Source organism: Devosia marina (genome assembly GCF_009758415.1).
GTDB classification, from domain to species: domain Bacteria; phylum Pseudomonadota; class Alphaproteobacteria; order Rhizobiales; family Devosiaceae; genus Devosia; species Devosia marina.
The window spans coordinates 1,270,483-1,286,271 of the sequence record NZ_WQRF01000001.1 but is presented as its reverse complement, the minus strand read 5'-3'; the positions used below and the strand labels follow the sequence as shown (position 1 = coordinate 1,286,271).

The 15,789-nt window shown below is 60.8% G+C and carries 18 protein-coding genes; 4 read left to right on the top strand and 14 right to left on the bottom strand.

Annotated elements, in window-relative coordinates; all coding sequences use genetic code 11:
• The first annotated feature begins 10 nt into the window (after positions 1-10).
• On the top strand, positions 11-1,858 hold the full coding sequence (gene flgK / locus GO014_RS06265) for a flagellar hook-associated protein FlgK (protein ID WP_157289511.1): 1,848 nt from the start codon (positions 11-13) through the stop codon (positions 1,856-1,858).
• A 14-nt stretch (positions 1,859-1,872) separates the two neighbouring features.
• Complete coding sequence (locus tag GO014_RS06260; RefSeq protein WP_157289510.1) at positions 1,873-3,855, top strand: hypothetical protein; 1,983 nt, start codon at positions 1,873-1,875, stop codon at positions 3,853-3,855.
• Positions 3,856-3,959: 104 nt separating this feature from the next.
• Here GO014_RS06260 and flaF read toward each other — a convergent pair whose 3' ends face one another.
• The 8 genes from flaF to GO014_RS06220 all read right to left on the bottom strand — a co-directional run bounded on the left by flaF (position 3,960) and on the right by GO014_RS06220 (position 10,469).
• The gene (gene flaF, locus GO014_RS06255; protein ID WP_116588363.1) at positions 3,960-4,334 is read right to left on the bottom strand and encodes a flagellar biosynthesis regulator FlaF; all 375 of its coding nucleotides are present in this window, start codon (positions 4,332-4,334) and stop codon (positions 3,960-3,962) included.
• Positions 4,285-4,710 (bottom strand): flagellar biosynthesis repressor FlbT, encoded by a 426-nt coding sequence (gene flbT / locus GO014_RS06250; protein ID WP_116588364.1) that lies wholly within the window; start codon positions 4,708-4,710, stop codon positions 4,285-4,287. The genes flaF and flbT overlap by 50 nt, the downstream gene beginning before the upstream one ends.
• Positions 4,711-4,824: 114 nt before the next feature.
• A complete protein-coding gene (locus GO014_RS06245) occupies positions 4,825-6,255 on the bottom strand; it encodes a flagellin N-terminal helical domain-containing protein (protein WP_157289509.1) in 1,431 nt (476 codons plus the stop codon).
• Between the two features lie 194 nt (positions 6,256-6,449).
• Complete coding sequence (locus tag GO014_RS06240; protein ID WP_157289508.1) at positions 6,450-7,880, bottom strand: flagellin N-terminal helical domain-containing protein; 1,431 nt, start codon at positions 7,878-7,880, stop codon at positions 6,450-6,452.
• Positions 7,881-8,092: 212 nt separating this feature from the next.
• Entirely contained in the window at positions 8,093-8,443 is a 351-nt protein-coding gene (locus GO014_RS06235; RefSeq protein ID WP_157289507.1) for a hypothetical protein, read from the bottom strand.
• Positions 8,444-8,542: 99 nt separating this feature from the next.
• Positions 8,543-9,010, bottom strand: a complete 468-nt coding sequence (locus GO014_RS06230; protein ID WP_157289506.1) for a flagellar protein FlgN — start codon at positions 9,008-9,010, stop codon at positions 8,543-8,545.
• The gene (locus tag GO014_RS06225; protein WP_157289505.1) at positions 9,007-9,351 is read right to left on the bottom strand and encodes a rod-binding protein; all 345 of its coding nucleotides are present in this window, start codon (positions 9,349-9,351) and stop codon (positions 9,007-9,009) included. Before GO014_RS06225 ends, GO014_RS06230 begins: the two co-directional genes overlap by 4 nt.
• Positions 9,351-10,469, bottom strand: a complete 1,119-nt coding sequence (locus GO014_RS06220) for a flagellar basal body P-ring protein FlgI (RefSeq protein WP_157289504.1) — start codon at positions 10,467-10,469, stop codon at positions 9,351-9,353. Before GO014_RS06220 ends, GO014_RS06225 begins: the two co-directional genes overlap by 1 nt.
• A gap of 239 nt (positions 10,470-10,708) precedes the next feature.
• On the opposite strand from GO014_RS06220, the gene GO014_RS06215 reads away from it, so the two are divergent.
• Positions 10,709-11,128 carry a flagellar assembly protein FliX gene (locus GO014_RS06215; RefSeq protein ID WP_157289503.1) on the top strand — a complete coding sequence of 140 codons (420 nt, stop codon included), beginning with the start codon at positions 10,709-10,711 and terminating at the stop codon, positions 11,126-11,128.
• 166 nt (positions 11,129-11,294) lie between these two features.
• Positions 11,295-11,711: an RNA polymerase-binding protein DksA gene (dksA, locus tag GO014_RS06210; protein WP_086469818.1), complete on the top strand. Its 417-nt coding sequence runs from the start codon at positions 11,295-11,297 to the stop codon at positions 11,709-11,711.
• A gap of 63 nt (positions 11,712-11,774) precedes the next feature.
• Here dksA and GO014_RS06205 read toward each other — a convergent pair whose 3' ends face one another.
• The 6 genes from GO014_RS06205 to GO014_RS18935 form a co-directional block, all read right to left on the bottom strand.
• The gene (locus GO014_RS06205) at positions 11,775-12,197 is read right to left on the bottom strand and encodes a YciI family protein (protein WP_157289502.1); all 423 of its coding nucleotides are present in this window, start codon (positions 12,195-12,197) and stop codon (positions 11,775-11,777) included.
• Between the two features lie 162 nt (positions 12,198-12,359).
• On the bottom strand, positions 12,360-12,773 hold the full coding sequence (locus GO014_RS06200; RefSeq protein ID WP_157289501.1) for a curlin: 414 nt from the start codon (positions 12,771-12,773) through the stop codon (positions 12,360-12,362).
• Positions 12,774-12,957: 184 nt separating this feature from the next.
• Positions 12,958-13,338 (bottom strand): curli-like amyloid fiber formation chaperone CsgH, encoded by a 381-nt coding sequence (csgH, locus tag GO014_RS06195; RefSeq protein WP_157289500.1) that lies wholly within the window; start codon positions 13,336-13,338, stop codon positions 12,958-12,960.
• 58 nt (positions 13,339-13,396) lie between these two features.
• Positions 13,397-13,831, bottom strand: a complete 435-nt coding sequence (locus tag GO014_RS06190; RefSeq protein ID WP_157289499.1) for a curlin — start codon at positions 13,829-13,831, stop codon at positions 13,397-13,399.
• Positions 13,832-14,007: 176 nt separating this feature from the next.
• A complete protein-coding gene (locus GO014_RS06185) occupies positions 14,008-15,504 on the bottom strand; it encodes a carboxypeptidase M32 (protein ID WP_157289498.1) in 1,497 nt (498 codons plus the stop codon).
• A 52-nt stretch (positions 15,505-15,556) separates the two neighbouring features.
• A complete protein-coding gene (locus tag GO014_RS18935) occupies positions 15,557-15,724 on the bottom strand; it encodes a glycine zipper domain-containing protein (RefSeq protein WP_179952927.1) in 168 nt (55 codons plus the stop codon).
• Positions 15,725-15,789: the final 65 nt, after the last annotated feature.

The window sequence follows — 15,789 nt, the reverse complement described above, 5'->3', positions numbered from 1 at the left end:
GGCCGGTTGCATGGGTCTGGTTTCTTCGCTTTCAAATGCCGTTTCGGGTCTGCGGACCAGCCAGGATTCAATCTCGATCCTGAGCCGCAACATCGCCAATTCCGGCACGCCCGGATATCATCGGCAGTCGCTGAATATCGTCGACCATTCGTCGATCAACAGCACCTATGCCCGCACCGCCGGGGTCGAACGTGCATTCAACCAAAGCCTGCAGACCTATTACAATCGCCAGGTGTCGGACACATCGATGTCCAACGTCACCGGCAACTACCTGAGCAAACTGCAGGGCTATCTGGGCAAGCCGGGCGATGCCGGTTCGCTCGATACCATGTTCGGCTCGTTCCGGAACTCGCTGCAGGCCCTGGCCACCAGCCCGGACGACTATTCGACCCGCGCCAATGTGGTGGCTGAAGCACAGGCCATGGCGCGGCAGCTCAATTCGCTGTCCACTTCCATCCAGCAGCTCCGTCAAGAGACCGAGACACGCATCTCCAACGATGTGTCCGAGGTCAACGCCATGCTCATCTCCCTCAATGAGGTGAACAACCGCATGCTCGATCTGGGCATGACCGATACCGCGCGCGCCCAGCTCTATGACCAACGCGACCGGCTGGTCGCTTCTGTGGCGGAAGTCATCGACGTGCAGGCCGAGTATCGCGCCGATGGCACGGTTGCCTTGATGACGCGGTCCGGCGTCGGCCTGCTCGACAACGGCTTTTCGACTTTCAAATTTACCACGGCCGGGGCGCTGTCGGCGACTTCCCAGACCAATGTCGACAGCTCGCAGAGCAAGGTGGGCAAGCTGACGCTGACCACGCCGTCGGGGCTGACGATTGATCTGGTGCAGCAGGGCGTGTTGCAGGGTGGTGAACTGGCGGGGCTGGTCAATCTGCGCGACAAGATTCTCGTCGAGGCACAGAACCAGCTCGACGAAATTGCGGCTGGCATGGCTGCGATCTTTTCCACGATCACCACGCCAGGCACAGCCGCTGATGACGGCGCCGGCGCGACGGGGCTTTCGGCCGATATCTCACACCTCAAGCCCGGCAACGACATCCTGCTGAATTATAGCGTCAACGGGTCTGCGCAGCGCGTTCGCATCGTCAACAGCTCCAATGGCGAAGACTTTGTCGATGCCAGCGGCCAGCGCGTCATCTCGGTGGATTTCGGCGATCCGCCGAACGCGCCTGCAGTTGCAGCAGCGCTGCAAACCGAACTGCCGGGCCTGGCGATCACCAGCCCCAGCGCCGGCGTCTTGCGGGTTCTGGACGATGGCGCGGGTGGCAGGCGGGATGTGACGGCGCTGACCACGCGTGGCACGGCCACCGGCACACAGCAGGGTGAACTGGCCATGGCGCTGTTCGTGGACCAGGGCAATTCGGCATTTACCGACAATTTGGATACCGACCCGCCGCAAATCGTTGGCTTTGCCTCGCGCATTTCGGTCAATCCAGCCGTGATTTCAGACAATCGTCTGCTGGTGCAATTCGATATCGACCAGACACTGGGCGACGCCTCACGGCCCGAATACATCCTGAACCAGCTTGGCTCGATGAGCTTTGTCTCAGGCAGTACCCCGGCAGCCAATGCCGGGCGGCACCAGCTCAACGGCACGGTCGAGCAGTTGATCGAGCAGGTGCTGAACTATCAGGGCACCACCATCGGCTCGGCGCTCAGGGCGCAGAGCAACCGGCAACTCACGCTCGACACCATCACCACCCAGATGGAGAGCGAATATGGCGTCAATCTCGATGAGGAGATGGCGCGCCTGACTGAACTGCAAAGTGCCTATGCCGCCAATGCCCGCGTGGTTTCGGTGGTCAAGGAACTGCTCGACACCCTGTTTGCCTCGACCTGAGGGAGTAGCCTGACATGATCGTCAACAAGTCCATGTATCCGCTCACCACGGGCTTCTCCATCATCTCCAAGATGCAGGACAAGTTCGCGCAGTTGCAGATGCAGCTTGGCACCGGCGTCAAGGCGCAGACGCTTTCGGAAATGGGCCGCGATCTGCCGGTGTCGCTTTCGGTGCGCTCGCGCCTGACCACGATGGCGGGCTACAATGCCAGCATCGAGCAGGTCGATCTGCGCATGAGTTTTTACGACAATGCGCTGACGCGGCTGGACGCCATTGAGGGCGAAGCTCGCAACTCGGCAGTGCAAGGGCAATACGGCTCGAACAATATCAACATGGCCACCATTTCGGGTCTGTCCAAGGCGCGGCTGGACGAAATGGTCACGCTGCTCAATTCCGACATTGCCGGGCGCTATCTGTTCGGCGGATCGACGACTGACAAGGCGCCCCTGCCGACCACAACCGAGTTGCTCGAAGGCGCGGGTGGACGGGCCGGGTACAAGACCGTGGTGACCGAGAGGCAAATGGCCGATCTTGGTTCTGCGGGACTGGGACGGCTCGGAACTTCGATCAATCCCGCCGCACCGGCCCTGCAAACCGATCCGGTGAAGGTTTCGCTGGCCGAAGACGGAAATCATCCGTTCGGCTACAAGCTCTCGACGGTGTCGGCCATCGGCGCCAATATCGGCATTGCGTCGGACTTTGCAGCATCGCCTGCCAATGTCGACTTCACCTTTCCCGGCGATCCTGGCACCGTCGCGGCGGGGGATAGCGTGACCCTCGGGTTTACCTTGCCCGATGGCACCGAGACACAGATCACGCTCAAGGCGGTGAGTGCGGCTAATGCAACAGGCGCCACCGGCGAGTTTGTCATCGGGAACGACCCGGCCACTGCGACCATCACCACAGCCACTAATTTCGACAACGCCCTCAAGGCGGCGCTGAAGAAGACTGCGGAGGGCGAACTGAAGGCCGCCTCGACTTATGCGGCGGGGCAGAACTTCTTTAACGCGGCCGGTGAACCGGTGCTACGGGTCGAGGGTGCGGATCCCTACACCTCGACCAGCCTGCGGGTGGCCACCAAGACCGACACGGTGATGTGGTATAGCGGCGAGACTGCTGCGGTTTCGGCAATCGGTATGGGCCGCCTGACTGCGGCGCGCGCCACCGAAACCGTGACGCTGACCGAGAATATTCCGGTGTCCTCAGCGCATGGGTTCCAGATTTCGGCCGTGACATCCAATGTCAACAATGCGGGCGCTTTGACGGCGACCCACACGCCTGGCGATCCGGCCGCGATGTCTGTCGCCTTTGACGACACTTTTGCGCTGATAGCAGGCGACAGCGTCACCGTGACCCTGACCGAGCCAGGCGGCAAGATGCGTCAGGTGACGCTGACGGCGGTGACCGGGCGCGCCGGGCCGGGACAGTTCACCATTGGCGCGGATGAAGCGGCCTCTGCCGAGAACTTTGAAAAGGCCATGATCCGCTCAGTGTCCGAAGCGGCGACGGCGGCGGAAGGCAATCCGCGCCAGTCGGTGACGGCGGCAGTCGAGGATTCGGGGCGGGTTGCCTATGGCATGCAGGCCAATGAAAGCGGCTATCTGCGCATGATCCGCTCGATGGCGGCAATGACGGTCGAGACCTATCCGGAAATCACCAATGCGAGCGATCCCAATTCGGCTGATTTGAACCCGGCCAAGGCCCGGTTCGACGCGATGGCGCGCCGGCAGCAGCTTGAGTTGTCGGAAGGGCGCAACTCGGAACGCGGATCGATCGAGCTGATCACCATGGAGCTGGGAGTAGCCCGCGCCGCCTTGCAGGCGGCCGGTGAGCGGCACACCAATTACACCGCGCAGCTGGAGAACCTGCTCAGCGATGTTGAGACGGTCAGCAAGGAGGATGTAGCCATGGAGATCCTGGCGCTGCAGACCCGCCTCACCGCGAGCTATCAGATGACCTCGATGGTCAGCAAGCTGAGCCTGGTCAACTATCTCTAGCGCCACGGTGGCGCTCCGCCCCGGTCTGTGGCTGCTGCAATCGTCCGACAAACGAAAAGCCCCGCATCGCTGCGGGGCTTTTCTCTGATAAACGGTCCAGTGGCTTACATGCCGCGCAGGCCCGCCGCAATCTGTCGGTTGAGCTGAACCAAAACGGTCAACTGCTCGGCCTCGGGCACACCCTCATAGAGAATCTCGCGGGTCTGATTCATTACGAACATGCCCAGATTTGCGATGTTCTGGCGAATTTCCGGGGGCAGAGGGCTGTCATCCTGAGTGACGGCCGACATGAAGATGGTCCAAAGCTTGCGGTTGAAGGTCAGAGCTGAGCGGAGTTCCTCGGTGGTCGAGATGTCCCATTCATCCTTGACCTTCTGCAGGCCTGCTGCGGCCTTCATAAGCAGAGCTGATTCACGCTGGCGGGGATTTTCAACGACTTTCGCCGTCTGTTGGTACGCCTGGGCGCCGTGCTGATGCATGTTTGAGCAGGTCCTGTTCGTATTCAATTAGCCTTTGAGAGGCCTTGAGAGCTTTGTACAGAGACCCGGTTAATATCTCGTTATTGATTTGGTCGATTATGGGTAGAGAACTGGGCACTGCGGCCACAAAGTCTCTGGACATCTCGTTGTAGGTTTCGGTCGCCCGCTCGGAGTTTTCCTCAATATACATCAGCTGCACCGCCAGATAGATGCGCTTGGCTGGCGTATTGGCCGTCTCGGAAGTCAGGATGTCCTTCTCGCGCAGGATAGGCGCATTGCCGTCGATAAACAGGCGCGTGCGCTGGTCTGAATTGGTGATGATGCAATTGCCCACCAGCAATTTCTCGCCAGGCTTCAGTTCGACCTTCAGGGCCATGAGACCAATCTCCGCGGACTCGGGGAATACCTGAACTGTCTAGCCCCAGATTGCGGCAAAAACAACGAAGGCGGGCTTGGGGCCCGCCTTCTTAAAGTGCGCTTGGTAAGCGATTTACTGCAGGAGCTGCAGGATCGACTGGTCGGCCTGGCTGGCCAGCGACAGCGAATTCTGCGAGAGCTGCTGGCGGGTCTGAAGGGCCAGAAGGTTCGCCGCTTCGGTATTCATATCGGCCAGGGTCAGATTGCCGGCACCGGTTTCCAGCGTATTGATCATCGCCTCGGTGAACGACTTGCGGTTCTGCACGATCGAGAGGTTCGAGCCGAAGGTCGAGGCCTGCGAACGCACTTCGTCCAAGGCGGCCTTAACATCGGTCAGCAGTCCGTCGATCGTGACGTCGCTGTCGAGCTGCTTCTCCTGCAACTGGGTCGGTACGCCAAGGTTGGAGGCGTTGATCGTATCACCTTCCTTGGTCTGGATGTCGATCGAGGAGGTGCCGGTTTCGTTGAAGGTGATGGTGAGCTTGTCGCCACGCAGCAGGTTGATGCCATTGAACGAGGCGTCGTCGGAGAGCTTGTCGAGCTGGTCGCGCAGTTCATTGAACTGGTTGGTGAGGCCGGCACGAACCGAGTTGCCGGCGATCTCGGCCTTGTTGGTCGAACCGCCTGTCAGCTTGCCACCTGCGACGGCACCTTCGACTTCCAGCTTCTGGGTGCTCTGGTTTTCCAGGCGCAGCTTGCCATTGTCGTTGGAGGCGCGAACCTTGCCCTTGAGGTCGGCATGATTGTTGATCGAGGTGACCATCTCGTCGGCCGTCTTGGCGACCTGGGCGTCGGCGCCGAAGCCCATGACGGTCGCGCCGCCGGTTGTCGTTCCCTGAGCAACGGTGATTGCGTCGGCATCCAGGCTGGTTAGCACCAGCTTGCCGTCCTTGACGGCGGCGGTGATACCGTTCTTGGCTGTAGCGGTAGCGGTATTGATCTTCTCGGCGATCGTCTCGAGCGTGTCACCGGTTGCCAGGGTGATGTCGGCGGTCGCAGTGGTGCCGTCGCTGACGGTGAACTGCTTGCCGTTGTCGGCAAGAGCGACCTTGCCATCGACCAAACCGACCGGGGTCGCGGTCTTTTCAGTCTTGTCGGCATTGATGACGACGTCACCAACCACGGCGCCACCGGAGATGGTGATATCGGCGGAGGCGGCGATCGAGGTGTCGATTTCGTAGGAGGCGGTCTGGAAGGACTTGTCCTGACGGGCCTGACGCAGGGTCGACTGCATCGATTCCAGGGTCTTGGTCATGGCCGACAGGCCATTGTCCGCGGCTTCGAGCGTCTGGATGCCGTTGGCCATGGAGTCGATCAGGGCCCCCAGGTCGCTTGCGCGGTTGCTAAGGCCCTTGGCGGTGAACCAGTTGGAGGGATTATCCAGAGCCGAGTTGACCTTGTTGCCGGTGGCGAGACGATTCTGCGTCGTCGCCATCATGTCGGCGGTGCCTTTGAGGGAGAGAAGGTTGGCCCTAACAGCCTTTGAAAGTGAGATATCCGCCATTGAATACAATCCTTGCCTCAGGCCGTCCCGGCCCCTTGCACAAAGAATTAACCGCCTTTTCTTAATGGCGCGTTAACCATGCTGATTGACCTCTCGTAAACCATACGGTTCAGGCGTTTCAGGTGTTTTTGAACGCAAAAAGGGCGGGTCTTGCGACCCGCCCTTTCGATTCTTGTGATGCGAACTCGGTCCGATTAACGGATGAGCTGGAGAATCGACTGGTCTGCCTGGCTCGCCAGCGAGAGCGAGTTCTGCGACAGGGACTGACGGGTCTGCAGAGCCAGCAGGTTCGCAGCTTCCGTGTTCATGTCGGCCAGGGTCAGGTTGCCGGCGCCAGCCTCGAGGGTGTTGATCATCGAGTCGGTGAAGGTCTGACGGTTTTCCACGATCGAAAGATTCGAACCGAAAGTCGAAGCCTGCGAGCGCACCTCGTTCAGGGCGCTTTTCAGCTTGCCGAGTTCTGCGTCGATATTGGTATCGCTATCAAGGTCCTGGGCTTCCATAGTCGTGGAAACGCCAAGATTCGCGGAGTTAATAGTGTCGCCGTCTGCGGTCTGAATATCGATCGAGGAGGTGCCGGTTTCGTTGAAGGTGATCGACAGCTTGTCGCCACGCAGCAGGTTGATACCGTTGAACGAAGCGTCATCGGCGAGCTTGTCGAGTTGGTCGCGCAGTTCATTGAACTGATCGGCCAGACCGGCACGAACCGAGTTGCCGGCGATATCGGCCTTGTTGGTCGAACCGCCTGTCAGCTTGCCGCCGTCAACGGCGCCCTCGACTTCCAGCTTCTGGGTGCTCTGGTTTTCCAGGCGCAGCTTGCCATTGTCGTTGGAGGCGCGAACCTTGCCCTTGAGGTCGGCATGGTTGTTGATCGAGGTGACCATCTCGTCGGCCGTCTTGGCGACCTGGGCGTCGGCGCCGAAGCCCATGACGGTCGCGCCGCCGGTTGTCGTTCCCTGAGCAACGGTGATTGCGTCGGCATCCAGGCTGGTTAGCACCAGCTTGCCGTCCTTTACGGCGGCGGTGATACCGTTCTTGGCTGTAGCGGTAGCGGTATTGATCTTCTCGGCGATCGTCTCGAGCGTGTCACCGGTTGCCAGGGTGATGTCGGCGGTCGCAGTGGTGCCGTCGCTGACGGTGAACTGCTTGCCGTTGTCGGCAAGAGCGACCTTGCCATCGACCAAACCGACCGGGGTCGCGGTCTTTTCAGTCTTGTCGGCATTGATGACGACATCGCCAGACACGGCACCGCCGGAGATGGTGATATCGGCGGAGGCGGCGATCGAGGTGTCGATTTCGTAGGAGGCGGTCTGGAAGGACTTGTCCTGACGGGCCTGACGCAGGGTCGACTGCATCGATTCCAGGGTCTTGGTCATGGCCGACAGGCCATTGTCCGCGGCTTCAAGCGTCTTAACGCCATTGGCCATGGAGTCCATCAGAGCACCCAGATCGCTTGCGCGGTTGGTGAGGCCCTTGGCGGTGAACCAGCTGGAGGGATTGTCCAGAGCCGAGTTGACCTTGTTACCGGTCGCAAGGCGGTTCTGGGTTGCAGCCATCATATCGGCAGTGCCCTTGAGGGACAGCAGGTTCGAGCGGACGGCTTTGGAGAGAGAAATATCGGCCATTTTGGCGGGTCCTTTTCTAGGATTACGCAAACTAAGACGCCTCTCCTGAGGCAGGCCGAATGTGGTCCGTCAGGCTCTAAAGAAGGGTTAAGTGGATGCCGAAAGTTTGGGCAAATACTCGTTTTGAATTTATCGATCCGAACGCAGAAAAGCCCCGGGATCCGGGGCTTCTGTGTCTCGCCATGGTGGGCGGGAAATAGGAAAGCGTTAACTTAGGCGAGCAGATCCCGGAGCCGTGCCTGGGCCTCCAACGGGATTTCAGCAGTGCCAATGCGGCGGATCAGCTCTTCCATGGATTGCGGGGTCGGGGGCAGGGCCCCGGCAATGACGGCGGCGGCGAAATCGGCGGTGCGATTGCGCTCCGGTTCTGCCGGGTGCTCATGCTTCTGCTCGGGCCGCCCGAAGGGCAGCTTGCCTTCCCTGTCGCCCGGCTTGGCGCTGGTGGGTGATTTCTGGGTGCTGTCCTGCAGCAAGGTGCGCTCACCCATGGCCGGGCGATAGCGATATTCACTTAGATTGGCAGAGCCCGGAGAGACGGGCTCGACGGTAAGGTTCGCAACCATAACCTTGTCCCCCGAATACACCTATTCGCGGAAACACTAAGTTGCTGCTCTTATCCTCACGTAACCATCGCGTTGCGCATTTTAGTCAATTGCCACCGGCTAAAGGGCGCGATTGACCGCGATTCCCTTGGCCGATGCATTGGGGTCGGTGGCAACCGTGCCGGCAGTCCCGTAGGTCCTGGCGCGGTTCTGCTGGCCGACCATGCGCGCCACGTCCGTGAGTACATCTTCGGTCACCGTCCTGGCGGTTGCCAGCACACGCAGGTTTTCCGCCATCTGGGTGGCCAGGCTTTCATGGCCGGCACGGAGCCGCTCCATGGCTTTGGGGGCTTCGGCATTGAGGCGCGCGGCCTGGCGCTGAATGGAGCGGGCAAAGCCGACATAGTCCTGCGCCAGGCGAGTCTTGTCCGGCGTCAATTGCCCGGCCTGCCGGAGATGGCCGGCGCGCAGCAGGGTGGTTTCCTGGTTCATGACATCGACGAGGGCCGCGAGGGCTTGTTCGGCATGGTGGCACAGATCTTCGGCCGGCAGGGCGTCAAGGGCGGCAAGGCGGGCGGCTGCGGTCATTTTCCGTACACTCCGGCACTGGGGACATTGTTGTTGTAGCTATTGGCAGCGCGGCTGGCATTGGCCGCTTCCTGCGCGGCAATCATCTGGCTCATCAGATCATCGGCAATGCCGACGCCGCCGCTGCTGGCAATGGAATTGGCAAGCTGCTCGGCCTGCATGGAGCGCCAGGTTTCCTCGCCAAAGCCGCCGCCGCCGAAATTCTCGTCGCTTTTGACAGTGGCGAACATTTCCTTGGTCAGCATGTTGAGAAAGACGCCCTCGAGTTCCTCGGCCTGGGCGCGCATGCGCTGCATCTGGACCGGGGTGATGGTGGAGCCGGTTTCATTGATCGTGTTCATCACAGCACCTCGATTTCGGCCTGCAGGGCGCCGGTGGCCTTGATGGCCTGGAGAATGGCGATGAGATCGCGCGGCGAGATGCCCAGGGCGTTCAGGCCATCGACAAGTTGCTGCAGGGTCACCGATTCATTGACGACCTGCAGGGCGGTGTCGGACTGATTGACGTTGAGATTGGTGTTGGGTTCGACCGCGGTTTCTCCGAGCGTCAGCGGATTGGGCTGCACCACTTCGGGGTTTTCGGCAATGGTGACTGTGAGGTTGGACTGGGCTACGGCCACGCTGGACACGCGCACATCCTTACCCATGACGATGATGCCGGAATTCTCGTCGATGACGATCTTGGCGGTCTGGTCCGTCTGGACGATCAACTGCTCGATATCGGTGAGCAGGTCGACAATATTGCCGTTGAAATTGCGGGGCAGGGTGAGGCGCACTGTGGCCGGGTCTTCCGGCACAGCCGTGGGCGCACCGATGAAGTCGTTGACGGCCAGGGCGATGCGGCGGGCGGTGGTCAGGTCGGGATTGCGCAAGGCCAGCCGCAGCGTGTGCTGAGAGCCCAGGTGAAAGTCAATCTCGCGTTCGATCAGGGCGCCCGAGGAAATCCGGCCCGTGGTTGGAACGCCGGAGATGACACTGGCCGCGTCGCCCTGGGCACTGAAGCCGTTGATCAGCACCGGGCCCTGGGCGATGGCATAGACTTCACCATCGGCGCCCAGCAGCGGCGTTACCAGCAGTGTGCCGCCCTGCAGGCTGTCGGCATCGCCCAGGGCGGCGACCGAAACATCCATGCGCGAGCCCTGGGTGGAGAAGGGCGGTAGATTGGCGGTGACCATGACGGCGGCAACATTTGCCGTGCGGACGTTCTCGCCCTGGGTGTTGACGCCCAGCCGTTCGAGCATGGATTGCAGCGACTGCTTGGTGAAGGGGGAGTTGTTGAGGCTGTCGCCAGTGCCGTTCAGGCCCACCACAAGTCCGTAGCCGACCAGCTGGTTCTCGCGGACGCCTTCCATATCCACGATATCCTTGATGCGGGCCGGCGCTGCTTGCGCGGACGCCATTGGCGACAGGGTCAGCGCAAGGCTTAGCGTGGCTGCGGCAATGGTGCGGATCAGGCGCATGGTCTCGTATCCCCGATTGATGTCGCTCCATCCCAATGGGGCGACCGTCGGGTAGGTAAATGCCAGAACCGTGCCAGATTATTGGCAGTGCTCTAATGGATTGATTTTGAAGGATTTTGCCCGGGCTATGGCTGAGGTTCATGCTGTGACCGAGCAATTCTTGCCGAGCCCATTAAGGGTCTGTTAACCCGAGTGGGCAGATTTTGCCGATATTCGACACGCCAAGTGAGTCAGGCCTTTTGCGCATCGACGCAACTAATCGCAGTGGCAATGTTGCCGGCCGGTCATCGACGGGCAAGGCGGGCAATGGTCCTGCCTTTGTGCCGGCCGGCGAGCAGGGGCCGCAGCGGGTCAATGCGACTGCACCATCCACCTCGACCACCGGGATCGATGCGATTCTGGCCCTGCAGGCCAATGGCGACTTTTCCGAAAGCCGCCGCAAGGCCGTCAGGAAGGGCACAAGGCTGCTCGACCTGCTCGAGGACATGAAGGCGGACCTGCTGATCGGCAGAGTGGCGCCGGAGCGCCTCGACACCATGGTGACGCAATTGCGCACGCTGCGCGAACGGGTGGAGCCTGAGCTGGATCGGGTTCTCGACGATATCGAATTGCGGGTTCTGGTGGAACTGGCCAAGCTGGGGCGATATCCCCAGATTTGATCGGGTCACGATTTGACTATCCGTCATCAAGTTGTAGCCGATTTTGCGCTATGCGCCTGACGCGCCGCAGTTTCTTGCGTTAACGAGTGGTAACTTGTGTGCTTGCGGGGGAACGGCGACGCGCATATATAGGCCGCCAAGGGCGCATTGGAGGTTGAGTCTGCTGATGTCTTCGGTTGAACTTACGGATTATCGACCCAGCGAGGACGAGCCGTTCATGAACCCGCGTCAGCGGGAATATTTCAGGAACAAGCTGCACGCCTGGAAGGATGAGATCTTGCGCGAAAGCCGCCTGACTCTCGAAAACCTCCAGGAGGAAAGCCAGAACCATCCGGACATGGCAGATCGCGCCAGTTCGGAAAGTGATCGCTCGCTGGAATTGCGGACCCGCGATCGCCAGCGCAAGCTGATTTCCAAGATCGATGCCGCGCTCAAGCGCATTGACGATGGGACCTACGGCTATTGCGAGGAAACCGGCGATCCGATCGGCCTGGCGCGGCTCGATGCCCGCCCGACCGCGACGCTGAGCCTGGAAGCCCAGGAACTGCATGAGCGTCGCGAAAAGGTCTATCGCGACGAGTAGTCCGGGAGCTGAACTGAAAAAGCCCGCAGCGATGCGGGCTTTGTCTATCGTGGCTTTCGCCATTCAGCTCCCGGGTGTGCGTTCCGCATTGCGATCGTGAATGGCCTGTATCTCAGGTGTCATCTCGCTGGCGAAATCGGACATTTCGAAGACCGGGCGGATGTCGATGTCGCTTTCGGTGAACATGGGGTTGGGGCAGCGCTTGACCCATGCCACGGCCTCGTCCATGTCACGCACTTCCCAGATCCAGTAACCGGCGACAATTTCCTTGGTTTCGGCAAACGGCCCGTCGATCACCGAGCGGTCCGAGCCGGAAAAATGCACGCGCTTGGCATATTTGGTCGCCTTGAGACCGTCGCCGCCCAGCATGATGCCGGCATTGATCAGTTCCTCATTGTACTTGCCCATGGCCTCGAGCAATTCGGTGGTGGGCATGACGCTGTTTTCACTGTCCGCAGTGGCTTTGACGAAAACGACTACACGCATCTTTCTCTCCTGTTTTTGCCGCAGGCCCCAAGGCCTGTCTGAAAAGCCGACGAGTGGTGGCGGAAGGCTTCGACAAATTTTCTCGCAGATTGTTCGACAAGGACAGGGAAAAGCAAAAGCGGGGCCCGAAGACCCCGCCATGGGTGGTGGATTGCCGCTGGATCAAAAGCCGATGACGGTGGTGATCCCGCTCTGATTGTCGCCGTTCTGCAGGCATTGCGCGTTGGTGGCTTCGCCAAACTGGAACAGGCCGCAACTATTGTTGTTACCGTTCTGATTGATGGTGCCGTTGTGTCCATCGCCTTCCTGCCAGATCAGGCCATGATTGCCCGAACCGTTCTGGTTGAACCCCGCCGAATTGCCCGAGCCGTTCTGGTAGCCATTGGCGCCGCTGGCCGACAGGCCCTGCATCAGCGAGAACATCTGCAGCCCCATGCCCAGGGCCTGGGCCTGATCGGGGTCGGAGGGGGCAAAGCCGATGGCGATCTGGCCGCCGGCCATGACGGGTGCTGCCGTAAGGCCGAGCATGGCGGCGGTGAGGGTGGCAGCGATGGTGCGGGTGAAGCGGGTGGTCATCTGTGTTCTCCAAAAACTGTGTTTGCGTTCCCTTGCTGCTGGTCTTCCCAGCGCTTGAGTTGACCATAGTTCTGCGGTCCTGAACCGGTTCGGAGCGGGCCGTTCAGACACCGTTCAGCCAATGGGACCGGGCAAAAAAAACGCCCCGCCGAAGCGGGGCAGTGGGGAAGGATGGGGTATGCGTTCAGGTATGGGTGAGCAGTGGTGCGGAACAATCGAGCCGCTTGCCATCGGCGGAGATGGTGAAGTCGACATCGATGGATGCCCCGGCATTGACCATCACCTTGCCGAGCGAGACCGGGGTGCCGGGTGCTACGGAGAATCGTCCGCCCTGGCTGATATTGCTGGTGCCGCCAGCGCCCTGACTTTGGAGTGCGAAACGGTATTCGCCGCTGAGCGCCGTGGGGCTTTCGACAATGCCTTCAATAGCCAGCAGACCGCGTTCGGTCTGGGTGGAAATGCCACAATTGAGGTCGGCGTCATTGCTGGTGGCGTGGGCGGCAGCGCCAGCCAAGGCCAGAGCGCCGAAGGCCAGAAGGCCGATGCGAAGCGTGGAGTGAACCATGTTGTCCTCCTCTTAGAATGGGGAGGGACCGGCCTTGGCCGGTCCCGGCGCGTTCGGGTTACGGGCAGACCTGAACGAAGGCGCTGACATTGTTGGAGCCGTGCTGGACCATATTGGCATTGCAGCCATTGCCCACCTGCACGCCGGCGGCGGTGTTGCCATTGCCGTCCTGGGTCAGGATCGCGTTGTGGTTGTCGCCGAATTGTCCGACGCCGCCCTGATTGTTCCAGCCATCCTGCCAGACATCGCCGTAGTTGTTGTTGCCGTCCTGGCCGATGGCTGAGGTGTTGTTGCCGCCGTTCTGGTTAGAAATGCCGGTGTTCCACTTGCCGTTCTGATAGGCGCCGAAGGTGTTGTTCCAGCCAGCCTGGCCTCCGCCGACGGCATTGCCGAAACCGTACTGCTCGATGATCAGGCTGTTGGCCATGGCGGGGGCGGCGGCACCGGCGATGACAGTGGCGGCCAGGGTGGTGATGAGAAGCTTGCGGATCATTGGTCGTCTCCTTGGGTTGGGGCTGCGGTCCCTCCGACCGCGTCGTTGATGGAGACTGTTCTAGGGGAATGATTTGGAACACTCACTGAAGCAAGGGTTCAGATAGCGTTCATCAAGGAGGCGGCGGAAATTGATTCCGCCGCCTCGTGTAAGTGTCTGAATTTGATAGCGGAATACTACCCGCCGTAGCGCTGCTTGAGATGGGCCTTGAAGTAGTCCGCATTGAGCGGTTCACCGGTGGCGCGGGTAATCAGCTCAGGCGTCGAGTAGCGCGAGGCCTCGGTCCAGACCTTGTCGGCGCGCCATTGATTGATTTCACCGAACTGGCCCTTGCGGATCTGCTCGCGCATGTCAGGCAGGTCTTTTTCCATGGCAGCCGACAATTGCGCGGCGATCATGGCACCCAGCGTATAGCTGGGGAAATAGCCGAAGGCGCCGCCGGGCCAGTGCACATCCTGCATCGGGCCGTCCTTGGGATCGTTGATGGTCGAAATGCCGAGATATTCGATCATCTTGGTGTCCCAGGCCTCGGGAATCTGGCTGGCCTCGAGCTTGCCAGACACCAGATCCTGCTCCAGTTCGTAGCGCAGGATGACGTGGAGCGGGTAGGTCACCTCGTCGGCATCGACCCGGATATAGCCACGTTCGACGAAGTTGACCTCATTGAGAACATCGGCGATCTCCCAGCCGGGAATCGCGGTGTCGCCCAAGTGCTGATGCACCAGCGGCAGCATGAATTCCCAGAATTCGGGGCTGCGGGCGAGCTGCATTTCCACGAACAGGCTCTGGCTTTCATGCATGCCCATGCCGCGCGCCTTGCCCAGCGGCCAATGCGACCAATCCTTGGGCAGGCCCTGCTCGTAAAGGGCGTGGCCGGTTTCATGCAGCACGCCCATGAGCGAAGAGAGGAATTCGTCGGTGCGATAGCGCGTGGTCATGCGAACATCGGTCGGCACGCCGCCGCAGAAGGGGTGGTGCGAGACAGCAAGAGAGCCGTGGGTGAAGTCGAAACCGGCGGCGCGCATGGCCGCCAAGCCCAATTCGCGCTGCTTCTCGATCGGGTAGGGCGCATTGAGCGGTTTGCGCGGGCGCTGGCTGAGGCGTTGCTCCTGAACCGAGAGGGCGTGGGGCACGAAGTCCTTGAGAAAGGTCTTCAGATCGGCAAAGACCGTGTCGATCTGGGCGGTGCGATTGCCCGGATCGTATTGGTCCATAAGCGCATCATAGGGCGCCAGGCCTGTTGCGGCCGAGCGCAAGGCCGCCTCCTCGCGCACCAGCGCAATGACACCTTCGAGGGCCGGCAGGAAGCTGTCCCAATCGCCCTTGGCGCGCAGATCCCGCCAGAGTTGTTCGGACCGCATGGTTGCGGCGGTGCGCCGCTCGACAAATTCGGTCGGCAGGCATGTGGCGTTGACATAGGACCGTTCGAACTCGCCCAGTGCGGCCTTCTGCGTGTCGGAGAGGTCTTCGTTTTTGGCGGTGTCGATCCAGTCGGCGATCTGGGGCGCAGTGGCCTGGGCGTGGTACATTCCGGCAAGATTGGCCATGGCTTCGGCCCGCTTCTCGCCGCCACCGACCGCCATATGGGTGGCTTCATCGGCACCGAGAATGGACAAGGCGTGTTCGAGCGACTCGAGCTTGCGACCGAGTTCATCGAGTTTTTGGAAGGACATGGCGGGCTCCGGAGGTGGGATGGCAGATGTGTTCCACAGCTCTCCGGGCGGATCAAGGCTTGCTGTCGGGTGGGTCCTTGTCGGAGCGATTGGCGCCGGTGGTGCCCAGTGCGACGCCGATCGCGATCCCCATGCCGACGCCCAAGGCGATGTTGTCCGTGGCCACGCCGATCCCGGCACCAATGGCAATTCCGACTGCGATGCCCGTTGCCCAGTTCATCTGCTCTTTCCCCGTGTAACCTAGCGGCTCACATAGGGATGGATCGGAGCATGAAAAAGAGTGAG

Bases quoted from the DNA above. Each gene is read 5' to 3' on its own strand.
- flaF (WP_116588363.1), bottom strand. From the start codon at position 4,334: ATGCATCAGCACGGCGCCCAGGCGTACCAACAGACGGCGAAAGTCGTT.
- GO014_RS06205 (WP_157289502.1), bottom strand. From the start codon at position 12,197: ATGCGTGTAGTCGTTTTCGTCAAAGCCACTGCGGACAGTGAAAACAGC.
- GO014_RS06260 (WP_157289510.1), top strand. From the start codon at position 1,873: ATGATCGTCAACAAGTCCATGTATCCGCTCACCACGGGCTTCTCCATC.
- GO014_RS06185 (WP_157289498.1), bottom strand. From the start codon at position 15,504: ATGTCCTTCCAAAAACTCGATGAACTCGGTCGCAAGCTCGAGTCGCTC.
- flbT (WP_116588364.1), bottom strand. From the start codon at position 4,710: ATGGCCCTGAAGGTCGAACTGAAGCCTGGCGAGAAATTGCTGGTGGGC.
- flgK (WP_157289511.1), top strand. From the start codon at position 11: ATGGGTCTGGTTTCTTCGCTTTCAAATGCCGTTTCGGGTCTGCGGACC.
- GO014_RS06225 (WP_157289505.1), bottom strand. From the start codon at position 9,351: ATGAACACGATCAATGAAACCGGCTCCACCATCACCCCGGTCCAGATG.
- GO014_RS06240 (WP_157289508.1), bottom strand. From the start codon at position 7,880: ATGGCCGATATTTCTCTCTCCAAAGCCGTCCGCTCGAACCTGCTGTCC.
- GO014_RS06245 (WP_157289509.1), bottom strand. From the start codon at position 6,255: ATGGCGGATATCTCACTTTCAAAGGCTGTTAGGGCCAACCTTCTCTCC.
- GO014_RS06190 (WP_157289499.1), bottom strand. From the start codon at position 13,831: ATGATCCGCAAGCTTCTCATCACCACCCTGGCCGCCACTGTCATCGCC.
- GO014_RS06235 (WP_157289507.1), bottom strand. From the start codon at position 8,443: ATGGTTGCGAACCTTACCGTCGAGCCCGTCTCTCCGGGCTCTGCCAAT.
- GO014_RS18935 (WP_179952927.1), bottom strand. From the start codon at position 15,724: ATGAACTGGGCAACGGGCATCGCAGTCGGAATTGCCATTGGTGCCGGG.
- GO014_RS06200 (WP_157289501.1), bottom strand. From the start codon at position 12,773: ATGACCACCCGCTTCACCCGCACCATCGCTGCCACCCTCACCGCCGCC.
- csgH (WP_157289500.1), bottom strand. From the start codon at position 13,338: ATGGTTCACTCCACGCTTCGCATCGGCCTTCTGGCCTTCGGCGCTCTG.
- GO014_RS06220 (WP_157289504.1), bottom strand. From the start codon at position 10,469: ATGCGCCTGATCCGCACCATTGCCGCAGCCACGCTAAGCCTTGCGCTG.
- dksA (WP_086469818.1), top strand. From the start codon at position 11,295: ATGTCTTCGGTTGAACTTACGGATTATCGACCCAGCGAGGACGAGCCG.
- GO014_RS06230 (WP_157289506.1), bottom strand. From the start codon at position 9,010: ATGACCGCAGCCGCCCGCCTTGCCGCCCTTGACGCCCTGCCGGCCGAA.